The organism is Pseudomonas sp. E141, from assembly GCF_052659885.1.
The window spans coordinates 2,775,815-2,792,627 of record NZ_CP084024.1; the positions used below are offsets into that span (position 1 = coordinate 2,775,815).

Genomic DNA, 16,813 nt, shown 5'->3' on the forward strand with positions numbered 1-16,813 from the left:
TTGTCCCGATGGGTCGCCTTGACCTGTATCAAGCGCCCTGCATACGCCCCACAACCGCTCACCAGGTCAGGTAAAACATCCCCTTGGCCAACAGCACGATTGCCAGCAGATGAATGAACACGCTGGTATGGATGATCTGCACGTAACGGGCGTTCATGCGGGCGCTTCTGAACAGCCACATGGCCCAGAGGAAATGCCCGAGTACGCTGCCCGCCAAGGCTATTTTCAGGCCCAGCAGCAACCCGAAAGAAGACTCCCATGGCGCGGAAAGCGTCGGCCAGTACCGCAGCCAGACCATGGCAGCGCCGGCACCGAACAGCGTCAGCAACACCCAGGGCATCAACTGCCGGGCACGCCGGCTGATGCCCTGTTCCAGCAGCACCATGACTTTGGCGGGCAGCTGTTTGCGGATGCTCTCCAGGAACAGCACCTCGAAGAACACCGTGCCAATGAAAACCAGCGCGGCAAACAGGTGCAATGTCAGAAACAGCGGATAGCTCATGGGCTCCTCGGTCGCCCCTGAATCATCGGGCGATGGTTTAGTCGAGGTTATCCCGCGGCTTCGGATTGGGGGTTGATGCCAATCAAGGAAACCCGATACAGCACCTGTGGGAGCGAGCCTGCTCGCGATAGCGTCGGTTCGGCTTGCATCCCATCGACTGACACACCGCTATCGCGAGCAGGCTCGCTCCCACAAGGGTTGTGTGAACCCAAAAGCGTCAACAGAACGTTATCTTTTGCTGAAGTCGTTCCGACCGTTGATCAGCCCGTTCGTTTTTTTGACGCTTTGCCGATATGCGGTCACAACTTTTGCGCTCCTGCGGGTCATAACACGGTGGCCGCCGATGGAATATTGGCTTCTACCGTGGTTCCAGCCCGATACGGAGATAAGCTCATGATTTTCAACGTACAAAATTTTGGCGCCAAAGGAGATGGCATCACCGACGACACGGCGGCAATACAAAGTGCCATTGATGCGGCGGCTGCCGCAGGCGGCGGGCAGGTGTACATGCCGACCGGGACTTACATCGTTTCGGCCGGCGAGGAACCCTCCGACGGTTGCCTGATGCTCAAGAGCAACGTCTATTTGTACGGCGACGGCATGGGCGAAACCACCGTCAAGGTGGCCGACGGCTCCGACACCAAGATCACCGGAATCATCCGCTCGGCCTACGGTGAAGAAACCCACGATTTCGGCGTCAGCCATCTCACCATCGACGGCAATCGCGACAACACCACAGGCAAGATAGACGGCTGGTTCAACGGCTACATTCCCGGCGAAGAAGGCTACGACTCCAACGTCACCCTCGACAGCGTCGAGATCAAGGATTGCTCCGGGTACGGCTTCGACCCCCACGAGCAGACCGTCAACATGGTCATCAAGAACAGCGTGTCCCACGGCAACGGCCTGGACGGTTTTGTTGCTGACTTCCTCAGCGACAGCACCTTTGAAAACAACGTCGCCTACGACAATGACCGCCACGGTTTCAACGTCGTCACCAGCACCCACGACTTCACGCTCACCAATAACGTTGCCTACAACAACGGCGGCAACGGTATCGTGGTGCAGCGCGGCAGCGAGGACATCCCCTCCCCCAGCAACATCACCATCACCGGCGGCGAGGTGTATGGCAACGGCGGCGAAGGCGTGCTGATCAAGCTGTCCAGCGACGTCACCGTCAGCGGCGTCGACATCCACGACAACGCCAGCGCCGGGATCCGCATCTACGGCAGCAACCACGTTGAAGTCATCGACAACACCCTCAACAACAACTCCCTGGGCAATCCGGTACCGGAAATCATCATCCAGTCCTACGACGACACCCTGGGCGTGTCCGGTCGCTACTTCAACGGCAGCGACAACCTGATCCAGGGCAACATCATCAGTGGCAGCGACCTGTCGACCTACGGCGTTGCCGAACGCAACGAAGACGGCACCGACCGCAATGCGATCATCGCCAACACCATCAGTCACACCAGCAAGGGCGCGACGCTGGTCTATGGCGACGGCAGCTATGTCAGCGCCACGGTACCGGTGACCACCGTGCAAGGTACCGCCGGCAACGACACCTTGCTGGGCAGCGCCGCCAACGAGATTTTCTACGGCGGTGCCGGCAATGACACCATCAATGGCGGCGCGGGAGACGACATCCTGGTGGGTGGCGCGGGCATCGACAGACTGACTGGCGGCACCGGCGCCGATACGTTCCGCTTCGCCAGCCAGTCCGACAGTTACCGCAACGCCACCACCAGCTTCGACGACACCATCACTGATTTCGACGTTACCCAGGACAAGATCGACCTCGCGGGCCTGGGCTTCACCGGCCTGGGCAATGGCCGTGGCGGCACATTGCAGATCAGCTACAGCGCCAGCAGCGACCGCACCTACATCAAGGATTACGATGCCGACGCCAGCGGCAATCGCTTCGAGCTGATTCTGTCGGGCAACCTGACCAGTACCCTGACCGCCAGCAACTTCATCTTCAATCGGGTGGTCACCGGCACCAGTGGCAGTGACTCGCTGATCGGCAGTGACTCGGCCGACACCCTGCTGGGTCTGGCGGGCAACGACAGCCTCAGTGGTGGCGCGGGCGACGACAAGCTCGACGGCGGTGCCGGCATGGACACCCTCACCGGTGGCACCGGGGCCGATACCTTTGTGTTTTCCAACCGTCTGGACAGCTACCGCAACTACAACACCGGCGGCGTCAACCTGGGCGATGTGATCACCGATTTCGATGTCAGCGCCGACAAGATCGATCTGTCGGCCATGGGCTTCACCGGCCTTGGTGACGGCAAGAACGACACCGTGTACGTGGTACTCAACAGCGCCGGGACCAAGACCTACATCAAATCCCTGACCGCCGACGCCAATGGCAACCGCTTCGAAGTGGCGCTGGAGGGTAACTACCTCGACACATTGACCAGCGCCAATTTTGTCTTCGCCACCGCCTCGCCCACCAATCAGGCACCGGTGTTGGCCACGCCGTTGCTGGATCAGAATGCGACCGAAAACACTCCGTTCAGCTACGTGGTGCCGGCCACCAGTTTTACCGACCCGGACAACGACAGCCTCAGCTATACCGCCACCCTCGCCAACGGCAGCGCCCTGCCCGGCTGGCTGGTGTTCGATGCCGCCAGCCGCACATTCAGCGGCACGCCAAGCGATACAGCATCAGGCACGTATTCCATACAGGTCACGGCGACCGACGGCAGCAACGCCACCGTTAGCGACAGCTTCACCCTGGCGGTGCAGGACGTGCCCGCCGCGCCCATCGTGATCAATGGCACGCCGAACAACGACACGTTGACCGGTACCGCGGCCAACGAACAACTGTATGGCGGCGCCGGTAACGACACCCTCAATGGCGGGGCTGGCAACGACATTCTGGTGGGCGGCACTGGCGTGGACAAACTCACCGGCGGCGCGGGTGCCGACGTGTTTCGCTATACCTCCAAACTCGACAGCTACCGCACCAGTTCCACCAGCGCCAGTGACCAGATCCTCGATTTCGACGTGGCCGCCGACAAGATCGATCTGTCGGCCCTCGGCTATACCGGTCTGGGCAATGGCCAGGGCGGCACGCTGCTGGTGACCTACAGCAGCTCGACCAACCGCACCTACCTCAAAGACCTCACGGTCGATGCCAACGGCAACCGTTTCGAAGTGTCGCTGGCGGGTAACCTGGTCAGCAGCCTGACCGCCAGTCATTTCGTCTTCGCCGACGAGAACACCCCCAGCAATGTGGCGCCCGTGGTGGTTATCCCCCTGCTCGACCAGAACGCTACCGAAAGTACGCCGTTCACCTACACCGTGACCTCCGACAGCTTCAGCGACGCCAATCAGGATGTGCTGACCTACACCGCCACCTTGGCCGATGGCAGTGCCCTGCCCGCCTGGCTGAGCTTCAATGCCAGCAATCTGACTTTCGCTGGCACACCCACCAGCACGGCAGCAGGCAACTACAACGTACTGGTCAAGGCCACCGATCCGTCAGGTGCCTCGGTGAGCGACAGCTTCGCCCTGGCAGTGGCCGATGCGCCGGCCAATACCATCACCGGAACCAACAACGCCGAATCCCTCACTGGCACCGCGGGCGCGGACTTGATCCTCGGCCTGGGCGGCAACGACACGATCAGGGCCGGCACTGGCGCGGACATTGTCGATGGTGGCGCCGGTCGCGACGCGTTGTACGGTGGCGACGGTGCCGACACCTTCCGCTACACCAACGTGCTCGACAGCTACCGCGACTACGACACCGGCGGGGTCACGGCCACGGACACGATCTATGACTTCACCGTGGGCGTCGACAAGATAGACGTCTCCGGCCTGGGCTATCTCGGCCTCGGCAATGGCAGCAACGGCACGCTGTACATGACCCTCAACTCGGCCGGCGACAAGACCTATGTCAAATCCAGCGAAGCGGATGCCGACGGCAATCGCTTCGAAATCGCCCTCAGCGGTAACTACCTCAACACCCTGACCGCCGATGACTTCGTGTTCGGCGAGCGCGCCCAGCAGGACATCCTCTACCTGCCAACCCTCGGCCAGTCCAATGCGCGCCTGCTGCGCATGACTGAGGACGATGATCAGTCCGGTACGTCGATGCTGGTCAATGACCTGAACAGGTACACCTCTTATGACGTACGCAGTCAGTTCGAGGATGCCGACGGCAATGGCATCGACATCGCGGTGGGTGGCAGTACGGTCAATGGCCTGTCGACCCTGGGCGCCGAGGAGCTCAAGTTGTGCTGGTGGCTGACCGACACCAACCAACCGGGGCCTGCGCTGTTGCGCGCCGTGGCGTTGTTGCAGGATCAGCTTGCCGAGCTCAGGGCCATCGACAACGTCACCATGGGCATTGTTTGGGGCCAAGGCGAGGAAGCGGCCCAGGAAATCGCCCGCGCCTCCGACAAGGAAGCTGCGGCGGCGGCCTACAAGACCGCAACGCTGGCCGTATTTGATTACCTGCACGCCCAGTTCGGCAGTTTCAACGTCTACCTTATGGAGACCGGGCACTACCAACAGGACGCGGCGCGTGCCCGTGGCTATTCAGAAGAAAAGATCGCCGACATTGTCGAAGGTGTCGGTTATGTCCGCGCCACCCAGGAGGCCATCGCCGCCGAGCGCGCGGACGTGAAACTGGCCGTGGACTACACCGATCTGCCCTTGCGCTACGAAGTCGACCCACTGGTGTATCCCGACGACGTCTGGCACTTGCACGAGGAATCGGCGGAAATCGTCGGCCAGCGCCTGGCCGATTACATCGCCGATGACCTGGGTTTCCAGGGCAATCCTGATGACAACAACAGCGTGCAGGACATATTCGACGATGCCCAGAACGAAGGCGGGATGATTTCCGGTACCGACCAGGCAGATACGCTGGTGGGCAGCTCGGGCAACGACACCCTGGACGGAGACCTGGGCGCCGACAGCTTGACCGGCGGCGACGGCAACGACATCTATGTGGTCGACAACGCGTTCGACAGCGTGGTGGAAAGCAACACCTCGACCGCACAGATCGACACGGTGCAGGCCTCGGTCAGTTGGACGTTAGGCGATAACCTGGAGAATCTGGTGCTCACCGGCGTATCGGACATCAACGGCACCGGCAATGAACGGCGCAATTTCATCACCGGGAACGCCGCCAACAACGTGCTTGATGGCGCCGCCGGGGGCGACAGCATGAGCGGGGGCGATGGCAACGACACTTACTATGTCGACAACACCGGCGATACCGTGATCGAGACCAACAGCAACCCGGTGTCTGGCGGGATCGACAGCGTGCACAGCAGCTTGACGGCCTATACCCTCAACAACAACGTCGAAAACCTGTACATCGATACCCCCGACGCCGCCAATGGCACCGGTAATGCGTTGGACAACATACTGTTTGCCGGGGCCGGCAACAACGTACTGGACGGCCGTGATGGCAATGACACGGTCTCGTTCGAACGGGCCATGGCCGGTGTCACGGCCACCCTGTCCACCTCCGCGCAACAGAACACCGTGGGTTCGGGCCTTGACACCTTCAAGTATGTCGAGAACCTGACCGGCAGTGCCTACGCCGACAACCTGACGGGTAACAGCGGCGCCAACGTGCTCAACGGTGGGGCGGGCAACGATACGCTGGTGGGTGGCTCGGGCGATGACCGGTTGATCGGCGGCGCAGGCACTGACAGCCTGAGCGGCGGTACGGGTGCAGACACATACGCATTCGAAGCACTGTCGGACATGGGCGTCGGGGCGTTACGCGATGTCATCAGCGGCTTCAAGAGCACCGAGTTCGACCAACTGGACTTCACCGGGTTGGACGCCAATCCGCTGACCGCCGAGATCGACACCTTCACATTCATTGGCAGCAATGCCTTTAGCGCCGATGCCACCGGTCAACTGCGCTTTGCCGATGGCATCCTCTACGGCAGTGTAAATGCCGACGCCAGCGCCGAGTTCGAATTCGAACTGGTGGGGGTCAAGGAGCTGCATGCCAGCGACTTCACGGCCTGACGGGAGCAGGCAGATCGATCAACCATCAGGAACCGGGACTCTGGCGGAAACTCACCGCCAGCCGGTTCCAGCTGTTGATGGTGCTGATCGCCAGCGTGAGGTCGACCAGTTCCTCCTCGCTGAACACGGCGCGGGCCTGGGCAAAGACCTCATCCGGCACCTGGCTTTCGGCCAACAGCGTTACCGCCTCGGTCCAGGCCAGGGCGGCGCGTTCGCGGGGGGTGAAAAAGCCACTGTCGCGCCACACCGCCACGGCGAACAGGCGCCGCTCGCTCTCACCCAGGCGACGCGCATCCACCGAATGCATGTCGGTGCAAAACGCACAGCCGTTAAGCTGCGAGGCACGGATCTTGATCAGATGCAGCAATCCCGGTTCTATACTCAGGCGACTGCTTAGCGCCTCAAGGCCAATCATGGCTTTCATCGCCCCTGGGGACGCACTGTAGTAATCCAGACGCTGGCTCATGGCGCAATTCCGTGCTGATCGGTATCTCCACGGTAGGCCGTGAGCACGCTGCGCGACAGATCCAATGTGTCGAAAAAAACCGGACCAGTTCATAGCAGGCCAATCAGCGCGATTTTCTCCACGCAACTTCTATGCATACGCACAATGCGGTTAATCTTGCGCCTTTGCGGGCTAGCGCCACACAATCGCCCAGGAGCGCGCGGGTATGGAACTTCATGTTGTCATCAACGGCCGCAAAGACCTGGCGGGCCAGTTGTATCAACAACTGCGCAGTGCCATCGAAAGTGGTCGCCTGGCCGCCGGCACGCAACTGCCGCCCAGCCGCTTGCTCGCTGAACAACTGGGCGTCTCGCGCAAGACCGTGTCCGACACCTACGCCCAACTGACCTACGAAAACTTTCTCACCGGCATCATTGGCAAGGGCACCTATGTCAATGCGCGCCCGGCCCCAATCGTGCGCAAACAAAGCCACCGCGAGCTGGCCGGCGCCGATGTCGTCGAGACCTGGCGCAACATGCCGGACCTGATGCGCCATCCCACCCTTGAAGGTGCGCTGCGTTATGACTTCATCGGCGGCGCCACCGGCAAAGGCCAGTTTCCCCTGGACGACTGGCGACGTTGTACCGCCCACGCCTTACGCCAGATCGCCAGCGCCAAGGGCTTCTACAGCCAGCCCGAGGGTTTGCCGGCGCTGCGCAATGCCATTGCCCGGCATATTGCGTTTTCCCGCGGGGTCAATTGTCAGGACGATGACGTGGTGGTGTGCAACGGCGCACAACAGGCCCTGGATCTGATCTCGCGGGTCTTGACCCGGTCGGGCAGCCTGGTGGCCATGGAGGATCCGGGCTATCCGCCGGCACGCCTGCTGTTTGGCTCCCACGGCGCCACGGTGGCCGGGATACCGGTAGATGACCAGGGCATGCGGGTAGACCTCATTCCCGACGGCACAAGCCTGATTTATGTGACGCCGTCCCACCAGTTTCCCTTGGGCATGCCCATGAGCCAGGCCCGCCGCGAGGCCTTGCTGGCGCGGGCCTACGAGTTGGGGGCAATCATCATCGAGGATGATTACGACAGCGAATTTCGTTACGAAGGCCGGCCGGCCGACTCACTGCAAAGCATGGACGACCGCGGGATCGTGGCCTACGTCGGCACCTTCTCGAAAACGCTGTTGCCGGAGCTGCGCCTCGGTTACGCGATCCTGCCACCGGCGATCCTCGAAGCGGTGATCCTGGCCAAGCGCCTCACCGATCAACACACCTCCACCCTGCCCCAGTGGGCACTGGCCAAGTTCATCGCCGAGGGCTGCCTGCTCAAGCACATCCGCCGCTGCCACACGCTGTATGCCGGCCGCCGCGAGCGAATCCTGGCGCGCATGGCCGGGGACCTGTCGCCCTGGTTCGAGGCGGTTCCCACCACCGCAGGCTTCCACCTGGCCGTGCTGTGCAAGGTGCCCATCGATCTGGCACTGGTGATCGAACTGGCGAAAAAAGCCGAAGTCGGGCTGTACCGCCTCGATGGTTTTTTCAACGCCGCCCCGGTGCGACCGGGTCTGTTCTTCGGTTTTGGCGCCATCGAAATCCTCGACATCGACACCGCGCTGGACCGCTTGCGGGACATTTTGCAGCAGGTCGCCTGAGCCATTGGACTGGACATTTATCCGCCCATTGGCTGTTTTAGCCTCGTAAATACGGGCCTATCCTGCAGGGGTCTCGTTGATTGTCGAGCCAATCCCGTCCGACTTGATTCAGGAGCCAGAACCATGACTCGCCAGGTGATCAATACCGTACAGGTCCAAGCCGCCGCCGGGCGCTCGGAAGAACTGGGCCGCCAGTTGCAGCAAATCGTCGAAACCCTGCGTGCACAACCGGGGTGCGATGCCTACATGGTCGACCGTTGCCCGGACGACGGTGACCGCTGGACCGTCAGCGCCCGCTGGCAATCGGAAGCGGCGATGCAAGCCCATTTCAACTGCCCTGAAGTGCAAGGGTTCATCGGCCTGATCGACAACCGTCTGGCTCGAAGCGTGGACTTCAACCGCTGACCTTTGTCTTGGGGTGGATCGCGGCATTGGTCTACCCGCCTTCCGAAAGATTGGACGTTTGTTTGCCCCTCCGTGGGGCTTAGGGTGAATCCATCGCTGCCACAGCGCGAACTCACTCAAACCCACGAAGGTCATTGCCATGAAAACCCTCTGCCTGATCGCCACCCTCAGCCTGCTGCCTCTGGCCCCGGTCTATGCCCACGAAACCGCCCCCTCGGAAAAGGTCAACGTGCTGCAGGAGAAGATGCTGAAGAACCTGCCTGGAAAAAAAGCCATGATGCTGACCGTCGACTACGCTCCCGGCCAGTCGTCCGCCGCCCACAAACATGAAGGAACGGCCATGGCCTATGTGCTGGAAGGCGCCATCACCTCCCAGGTCAAAGGCGAGCCGGCGACCACCTACAAGGCCGGGGAGTTCTGGTACGAAGCCGCGGGTTCCGAGCACCTGGTTTCGAAAAACGCCAGCTCGACCGAGCCGGCGAAACTGTTGGTGTTCATGGTGATGGGCGAAGATGAGGCGGTGTTGATTCCGCTGAAGAACTAACACCTTTGAGCCCCCTGTGGGAGCGAGCCTGCTCGCGATAGCTGGGTGTCAGTCAACATCAATGTCGCGGGTCAAACACCATCGCGAGCAGGCTCGCTCCCACAGGGGCTCTGCGCTCCAACCAATCGCGTATTACAAACGCAAAAAAGCCCCGCATCTCTCAATGCGGGGCTTTTTCATTCAACGCCGGATCAGTTGGTCGGCAGGACCGGTTGACCACTCAACGCCAGGTCCAGCAGTTCGCGGTTGGCGACCGCGTACATGGCGTAGTCCGTGCCACTGGCGGCACGGATGTCCACCAGCATGGCGCGCCAGCGCTCGACCATGTCGTGATGCTGCTCCAGCCACAGCGCCAGGCGTGTTTCCACCTCCTGGGTGCCGTCGCCCTGCTGCAGGACCGAAATGGTGATCGCCCGTTGCTGCCAGTCGACGTCATCACGGAACGCTTCACGGGCCAGGGCCTGCCAGTTGTTTTCCACCGGCAGCGCGCTGATCTGTTGCAAGTACCAGGTGATGTCCAGGGCACTGCCCACAGCGAAATAGGCCTTGGCCACATCGGCGGCGTTCTGGCCGGTGACATCGGACGCCTCGATGATCGGCAGCAAGGTGTACAGGTGCGTAGTGCCTGCAACCATGCGTGCCAGCAGTTCCGGCACGCCGGCTGCTACGTAGGCCTGGTAGCGGGTCTGCCAGCCTTCGCGGGTCGGGCCTTCCAGCAGTTCGTCGAGCTTGAGGCCCAGCGCTGCCAGGTGCGGACCGAAGTGAGCAACGTCACGGGCAGCGTTCTGCTCGTTGCGGCGGCTGCGCAGGAACCAGCGCGTCGCACGACGACCCAGGCGCATCAGCTCGTCCATCAGCTCCAGTTGCACGTCAGCCGACACCTGGTGATCCAGGGCTTCAATCTGACGGAACCAGTGCGGGAGATGGAAGATGTCCCGCACGATCACGTAAGCGCCAGCCACGTTCGCCGGGCTCATGCCGGTGGACTCTTTGAGCCGTTGAACGAAGGTGATGCCCATGTGGTTGACCAGGTCGTTGGCGATCTGGGTGCTGACGATCTCACGCTTGAGGCGATGGCGACGCATGGCTTCGGAGAACTTGCTCACCAGAGTCGGCGGGAACGCGGTCTCCATGTCACGGGTCAGGTAGTCGTCATCCGGCACCTGGGAGTTGAGCAGCGCTTCCTTGAGGTCGATCTTGCTGTAGGAGATCAGCACCGACAGTTCGGCACGGGTCAGGCCTTGGCCCGCCGCGACGCGTTCAGCCAGTTGCTCTTCGGCCGGCAGGAACTCGATGGCGCGATCCAGCTTGCCTCGTGCCTCCAGATCGTTCATCAGGCGCTTGTATTCGGCAATGCGCACGAATGCGCGGCGTGCCGCCAGGGACAGGGCCTGGGTCTGCTTGTAGTTGTTGCCCAACACCAGGCCACCGACTTCGTCGGTCATGCTGCCAAGCAACTGGTTACGTTGCTTCTCGGTCATGTCGCCGGCCTGCACCACTTCGTTGAGCAGGATCTTGATGTTCACTTCGTGGTCGGAGCAGTCCACACCACCGGCGTTGTCGATGAAGTCGGTGTTGGTGGCACCGCCATGCAGGCCGAACTCGACACGACCCAGTTGAGTCATGCCCAGGTTGCCACCCTCGCCCACCACTTTGCAGCGCAGTTCGTTGCCGTTCACGCGCAGCGCATCGTTGGCCTTGTCGCCCACATCGGCGTGGCTTTCGCTGCTGGCCTTGACGTAAGTACCGATACCGCCGTTCCACAACAGATCCACCGGCGCCTTGAGCAAGGCGTTGAGCAGCTCGGTCGGGGTCAGTTTGTCGGCCTTGATGTCGAAGCGTTCTTTCATCTGTGGCGAGATGGCGATGCTCTTGGCGCTACGCGAGAAGATACCGCCGCCTTCGGACATGATGCTGGTGTCGTAGTCGGTCCAGGCCGAACGCGGCAGGTCGAACAGACGCTGGCGCTCGGCGAAGCTGCTGGCAGGCTCCGGGTTCGGGTCGATGAAGATGTGCAGGTGGTTGAAGGCTGCCACCAGTTGCAACTTGTCAGACATCAACAGGCCGTTACCGAACACGTCGCCGGCCATGTCGCCGACGCCCACCACGGTGATGCTGTCTTCCTGGACATTGATACCGCGTTCACGGAAGTGACGCTGTACGCCGACCCACGCGCCTTTGGCGGTGATGCCCATTTTCTTGTGGTCGTAGCCGGCAGAACCGCCGGAAGCGAACGCATCGCCGAGCCAGAAGCCGTAGTCGATGGCGATGCCGTTGGCGATGTCGGAGAAGGTTGCAGTGCCCTTGTCCGCAGCCACTACCAGGTACGGGTCATCGTCGTCATGACGCACGACATTGGTCGGCGGAACCAGTGCGCCTTCCTTGAGGTTGTCGGTGATGTCCAACAGACCGGAAATGAAGATGCGATAGCACGCCACGCCTTCGGCGGCGATCTCGTCCCGGCCACCGCCCAGCGGCAGGCGTCGCGGCAGGAAACCACCTTTGGCGCCGACTGGCACGATCACCGAGTTTTTCACTTGCTGGGCCTTGACCAGACCCAGCACTTCGGTGCGGTAGTCTTCTTCACGGTCGGACCAGCGCAGGCCACCGCGAGCAACGTTACCGAAGCGCAGGTGCACGCCTTCGACCCGAGGCGAATACACGAAGATCTCGAACTTGGGCACCGGTTTCGGTAGTTCCGGGATCAGGTGCGGGTTGAACTTGAAGCTGAAATAGGACTTGTTCTGGCCGTTGGCGTCGGTCTGGTAGAAGTTGGTCCGCAGGGTGGCCTTGATCAGGTCCAGGTAGCGACGCAGGATGCGGTCTTCGTTGAGCACCTGAACGTTGTCCAGTGCCGTGAGGATCGCCTGTTCCAGACGCAACTGCTTGTCTTCCAGGTCATCGCCGCTGAGTTTGCGCGCCAGGTAGAAGCGGGTCTTGAACAACCGGGTCAGTTCACGAGCGATGTCGGTGTGGTTGTTCAGGGTACTGGCGATGTAACCCAGGTCGAAGCCCAGGCGGATCTGCTTCAGGTAACGGGCGTAGGCACGCAGCAGCGCCACGTCGCGCCATGGCAGGCCGGCGGTCAGCACCAGGCGGTTGAATGCATCGTTCTCGGCATCGCCACGCACGATGTGGACGAAGGCGTCCTGCAAGGTGTCGTTGAGCTGTTGGATGTCCAGGTCCAGGCCTTCGGCGGCGGTGAACGCGAAATCATGAATCCAGAACTCGCGGCCATTGGTGTGGCGCAGGCGGTACGGGAACTCGCCCAGCACGCGCAGGCCGAGGTTTTCCAGGATCGGCAGCACGTCGGACAGCGCCAGCGGCGTGTCGGCGTGATACAGCTTGCAGTGCAGCTCGCGCTGGCCGGACACCTGGCCCAGCGGCTGGTAGAAGCTCATGACCAGCGGATTTTTTTCGTTCAGGCTCAGCAGGTGCTGCATGTCGACCACGGCCGAGTGCGCGGCAAAACGCTCGCGGTAGCCGGCCGGGAAGCCTTTCGGGAAATCGGACAGCACGTTGGTGCCATGGGCTTCGCCGAAGCTTTCGATCACCAGACTGGCGTAGTCGTCCTTCCAGCTGCGGCAGGCCTGCACCACTTCTTTTTCCAGCAAGACCGGGTCGATGTCGAGACGGTTCTTCGGGTCTACCCGCAGGATCAGCTGTACACGGGCCAGCACGGATTCGGAGAAGAAGGTCCAGAACTCGCAGTCCGAGGCTTTCAGACGCTCCATCAACACTTGCTGGATCTTCTGGCGCACTTCGGTGGAATAGATGTCGCGCGGCACGTAGGCCAGGCAGTAGCAGAAACGGCCATACGGGTCTTTGCGCAGGAATACGCGGATCTTGTTGCGTTCCTGGATCTGCACGATGGACATCACGGTGCTGAACAGCTCGTCCACCGGGGTCTGGAACAGATCGTCGCGGGGCAGCACTTCGACCACCTGGGCCAGTTCCTTGCCCAGGTGCGCCTTGGCCTGGAAGCCCGAGCGACGTTCGATTTCCTCGACCTTGCGACGGATGTAAGGGATGACGCGCACGCTTTCGCCATACACCGAGGAGGTGTACAGGCCCATGAAGCGGCATTCCTTGATGACCTTGCCATCGGCATCGATCTCACGGATCGAGACATAGTCCGGGTAAGCCGGACGGTGTACACGGCTCGGGTGTGCGGCCTTGGCGAACGACAGCGGGGTCGGTTCACGCAGGTAATTGACGGCGTAGTCTTCAATGCGCAGGTCATCGACCGTGAGGCCGGCACGCAACAGTTTGGTCAGGCCGAGGAACGAATCGGCGTCGTATTCGATATGGCCGCCATCGGCGTCATCACGAACCACGAACTCTTCGTAGCCAAGGAAGGTGAAGTGGTTACCCACCAGCCATTCCAGGAAACTCTTGATTTCACCTTTTTCGTCGGCATCGATGGCATAGGCGCTGTTGTCCAGGCTGGACAGAATATCCTGGACCTTGGCTTTCATCGGTTCGAAATCAGCCACCGCCACGCGCACTTCGCCCAGCACTTGCTCAAGTTCCTTGCTCAGGACGTTGAGTTCGGCGGCGTTGGCGCAGCGGTCGATTTCAAGATACATCAGGGATTCTTGGAGGATGCCATCGCCCTGGGTGCCTTTGGGCAGGATCTCCAGCAACTCGCCCTTGTTGCCGCGACGCACGCTCAACACGGTGGTTTGCAGGGTATGGATGCTGTAACCGCGACGGTTCAGTTCGGTGCGGACCGAATCCACCAGAAATGGCAGGTCGTGGTGCAACACTTCCACTGCCGTATGGGTCGACTGCCAGCCGTGGCGTTCGTAATCCGGGTTGTAGACGCGGACCTGCGGCTGCGCATGATCGAAGCGCTCAAGCAGGCGCCAGGCAGACAGGGTGCAGCCGGCGAGGTCGGACAACCGGCGCTGGGTAAGTTCATCGAGGGAAATGATGCCGAAGAATTGTTCAGCGAACAGCGCCACTTGTGGCAGTGCCTGTTCACTGATGTGCTGCGCCAGTGCCGCTTGCAGTTGGTGCTGGAAGTCGGCTTTGCTGGCTGCGGTGAAGAACGCCATCTGTGGTACTCCGCTTGGGCTTGTTATTGATGGAAGCGTCGCGTGCAGCCCTTTTTCAGGGCTGTCGGCCATCCTGTTCCTGATTCTCGGGCAGAGGAAACAGGACGACAGGTGGGTGAAGCTGGACAAGACCGGCAGGTCACATCCTTTTCCATGTAATTTCCATGTAATGGACACCTGCAAAAAGCCCTCGTGGTGCCCTTTGCAGGTGTACATCCGCCGTGCAGCTTAACGAGTGCGACAATGTGCCTGCTTGCAGCGCTGCGACATATTCGGTCAACGGCAAGCTAAACAGCCGGTTTGCATCGAACAACCGTAGCAGCCCGGCGAGCAAAGCGGCACCTGGCGCTGTGAAATTGCGCGCATATTCTGCGTGTGACTGCAGTAATCCAGCAGAAAGTTGTTCGGGCTGGCAAAATCCACTCTATTTGCGCCCAGCAAGGCTCATCGAGCCAGGAGCCATCACCATGCAAATGACCACCGCCCTTCTGATCGCCAACCCGTGCGACGAGGAAGAAGACAACATGGCCATGCTGTGCTGCCACAGCACCCAGGGCGAAATGTTCCTGATGACCCGCTACCCCGACGAAGACGAACTGGAAATCGCCCTGGAGGGTGAGCCTTCGACACTGGAAGGCGTCAAGGTGACCCTCAGCCCGACCCTGCTGAAAATCGAAATTGCCGCGTCGGACGCCGATGTGCTGAACGGGGATGATGTGCTGGAGATTACCCACGACACCGATGCGGCGGATTTGGCGGAGGTGGAATTGACGTTGCAGAACATCCTCAAGGGGACGGGCACCTATATCAGCCAGCTCTGAACCTGAAGCGCGACTGACTCCCTGCGACGAGCATGCTTGCTCGCCACACGGAACTTGGAGGCACCCCGCCTAACTTATTCCTGCGCCGGCACAAGATTGCCGTCCGCGTCATGAACCAGATACTCGTCAGGACACGATACCTGCGCTTTCCTGGGCTGAGGTAAACCACCGTCGGTCGTTCTTATGTCGCGTCGCTCTTGACGACCCGCTGGGTTCTGAGGTCTTCTGAAACCGGTTTCAAAGCCACTAACAAAAATAAGCAGGTTTCAATTGATGAACCCTTTCTCCGCCGCCCAGCGCAGCCGCGTGACCATGCTTGATGTCGCCGAACGCGCCGGGGTCTCCAAGGCCAGCGTCTCGCGCTTCATTGGCGAGGATCGCGCCCTGCTTTCCGAGGCCATCGCTCAACGCATCGAGCAAGCGATCAGCGAACTGGGCTACCGTCCGAATCAGATGGCCCGCGGCCTCAAGCGCGGACGCACACGCCTGATCGGCATGCTGGTGGCCGATATCCGCAACCCTTATTCAATTGCCGTGATGCACGGCGTGGAAACAGCCTGCCGTCGCCACGGCTACAGCCTGGTGGTGTGTAACACCGACCGCGACGATGAGCAGGAACGCCAGCATCTGGCCTTGTTGCGCGCCTATAACATCGAGGGGCTGATTGTTAACACCCTCGGCCACCACCGTGATGAATTGTTGGAACTGCGCAGTGAAATGCCCCTGGTGCTGGTCGATCGCAAGGTCGATCGACTGGAAAGCGACCTGGTGGGCCTGGACAATCCGGCGGCCGTCGAGATGGCGCTCGATCATCTCGAACAGCGGGGCTACCGCGATCTGTTGCTGGTGACCGAACCATTCGACGGCACCAGCTCGCGGATCGAACGGGTCGAGAGTTTCAAGGCCGGCATTCAACGACGGCCTGCCCTGGCCGGCACCGTTGTGGAAACCTGTGATCAGTTGACCATGCGCATCAAGAACTTTCTTGCCCCGCCGGGACATAGCCCCAAAGCATTGTTCTGCGCCAATGGCATTGCCGCCCTGGCCGCCACGACGGTGCTGCGCGAACTGGGTTGCCACTTGTTCGACGATGTAGGCCTGATCGCCCTCGATGATCTGGATTGGTACCCGCTGGTGGGCAGCGGCATCACCGCCCTGGCCCAACCGACGGCCGAGATCGGCGCCAGCGCGTTCGAATGTTTGCTCAAGCGCTTGCGTGGCGATAACGGGCCGGTGCGAACCCTGGATTTTGCGGCGCGGTTGATCGAGCGTGGGTCCACGCGGGGAAATGGTCGGTGATGAAGCCCTACCGCGAGCAGGCTCGCTCCCACACTGGATCTGCATCGCACTGGAGTCCCCTGTGGGAGCGA

General features: G+C 61.2%; 9 protein-coding genes. 6 read left to right on the plus strand and 3 right to left on the minus strand.

Going from position 1 to position 16,813, the window contains the following annotated elements; genetic code table 11:
• Positions 1–58: 58 nt before the first annotated feature.
• A complete protein-coding gene (locus GKKCFE_RS12415; RefSeq protein ID WP_047225813.1) occupies positions 59–502 on the minus strand; it encodes a CopD family copper resistance protein in 444 nt (147 codons plus the stop codon).
• 393 nt (positions 503–895) lie between these two features.
• Between GKKCFE_RS12415 and GKKCFE_RS12420 the strand changes: the two genes are divergently transcribed.
• Positions 896–6,508: a putative Ig domain-containing protein gene (locus GKKCFE_RS12420; RefSeq protein WP_445577919.1), complete on the plus strand. Its 5,613-nt coding sequence runs from the start codon at positions 896–898 to the stop codon at positions 6,506–6,508.
• A 25-nt stretch (positions 6,509–6,533) separates the two neighbouring features.
• Here the strand turns inward: GKKCFE_RS12420 and GKKCFE_RS12425 are convergent, their stop codons facing one another.
• Complete coding sequence (locus tag GKKCFE_RS12425; protein ID WP_076384471.1) at positions 6,534–6,974, minus strand: carboxymuconolactone decarboxylase family protein; 441 nt, start codon at positions 6,972–6,974, stop codon at positions 6,534–6,536.
• A gap of 205 nt (positions 6,975–7,179) precedes the next feature.
• On the opposite strand from GKKCFE_RS12425, the gene pdxR reads away from it, so the two are divergent.
• The 3 genes from pdxR to GKKCFE_RS12440 all read left to right on the plus strand — a co-directional run bounded on the left by pdxR (position 7,180) and on the right by GKKCFE_RS12440 (position 9,562).
• Positions 7,180–8,613, plus strand: coding sequence for a MocR-like pyridoxine biosynthesis transcription factor PdxR (pdxR, locus tag GKKCFE_RS12430; RefSeq protein ID WP_339488070.1), 1,434 nt, complete (start codon positions 7,180–7,182; stop codon positions 8,611–8,613).
• A 123-nt stretch (positions 8,614–8,736) separates the two neighbouring features.
• Positions 8,737–9,018, plus strand: coding sequence for an antibiotic biosynthesis monooxygenase family protein (locus GKKCFE_RS12435; RefSeq protein WP_047225809.1), 282 nt, complete (start codon positions 8,737–8,739; stop codon positions 9,016–9,018).
• 139 nt (positions 9,019–9,157) lie between these two features.
• Positions 9,158–9,562, plus strand: coding sequence for a cupin domain-containing protein (locus GKKCFE_RS12440; RefSeq protein ID WP_339488073.1), 405 nt, complete (start codon positions 9,158–9,160; stop codon positions 9,560–9,562).
• A gap of 191 nt (positions 9,563–9,753) precedes the next feature.
• Here GKKCFE_RS12440 and GKKCFE_RS12445 read toward each other — a convergent pair whose 3' ends face one another.
• Positions 9,754–14,622 carry an NAD-glutamate dehydrogenase gene (locus tag GKKCFE_RS12445; RefSeq protein ID WP_445577920.1) on the minus strand — a complete coding sequence of 1,623 codons (4,869 nt, stop codon included), beginning with the start codon at positions 14,620–14,622 and terminating at the stop codon, positions 9,754–9,756.
• A 467-nt stretch (positions 14,623–15,089) separates the two neighbouring features.
• On the opposite strand from GKKCFE_RS12445, the gene GKKCFE_RS12450 reads away from it, so the two are divergent.
• Both GKKCFE_RS12450 and GKKCFE_RS12455 read left to right on the plus strand, forming a co-directional pair.
• A complete protein-coding gene (locus GKKCFE_RS12450; RefSeq protein ID WP_107322371.1) occupies positions 15,090–15,443 on the plus strand; it encodes a hypothetical protein in 354 nt (117 codons plus the stop codon).
• A gap of 273 nt (positions 15,444–15,716) precedes the next feature.
• The gene (locus GKKCFE_RS12455; RefSeq protein WP_339488078.1) at positions 15,717–16,742 is read left to right on the plus strand and encodes a LacI family DNA-binding transcriptional regulator; all 1,026 of its coding nucleotides are present in this window, start codon (positions 15,717–15,719) and stop codon (positions 16,740–16,742) included.
• Positions 16,743–16,813 lie beyond the last annotated feature (71 nt).

What these genes read in the sequence shown, in the direction of transcription:
- GKKCFE_RS12415 (WP_047225813.1), bottom strand. Translation starts at nt 502, where the DNA reads ATGAGCTATCCGCTGTTTCTGACATTGCACCTGTTTGCCGCGCTGGTT.
- GKKCFE_RS12420 (WP_445577919.1), top strand. Translation starts at nt 896, where the DNA reads ATGATTTTCAACGTACAAAATTTTGGCGCCAAAGGAGATGGCATCACC.
- GKKCFE_RS12425 (WP_076384471.1), bottom strand. Translation starts at nt 6,974, where the DNA reads ATGAGCCAGCGTCTGGATTACTACAGTGCGTCCCCAGGGGCGATGAAA.
- pdxR (WP_339488070.1), top strand. Translation starts at nt 7,180, where the DNA reads ATGGAACTTCATGTTGTCATCAACGGCCGCAAAGACCTGGCGGGCCAG.
- GKKCFE_RS12435 (WP_047225809.1), top strand. Translation starts at nt 8,737, where the DNA reads ATGACTCGCCAGGTGATCAATACCGTACAGGTCCAAGCCGCCGCCGGG.
- GKKCFE_RS12440 (WP_339488073.1), top strand. Translation starts at nt 9,158, where the DNA reads ATGAAAACCCTCTGCCTGATCGCCACCCTCAGCCTGCTGCCTCTGGCC.
- GKKCFE_RS12445 (WP_445577920.1), bottom strand. Translation starts at nt 14,622, where the DNA reads ATGGCGTTCTTCACCGCAGCCAGCAAAGCCGACTTCCAGCACCAACTG.
- GKKCFE_RS12450 (WP_107322371.1), top strand. Translation starts at nt 15,090, where the DNA reads ATGCAAATGACCACCGCCCTTCTGATCGCCAACCCGTGCGACGAGGAA.
- GKKCFE_RS12455 (WP_339488078.1), top strand. Translation starts at nt 15,717, where the DNA reads ATGAACCCTTTCTCCGCCGCCCAGCGCAGCCGCGTGACCATGCTTGAT.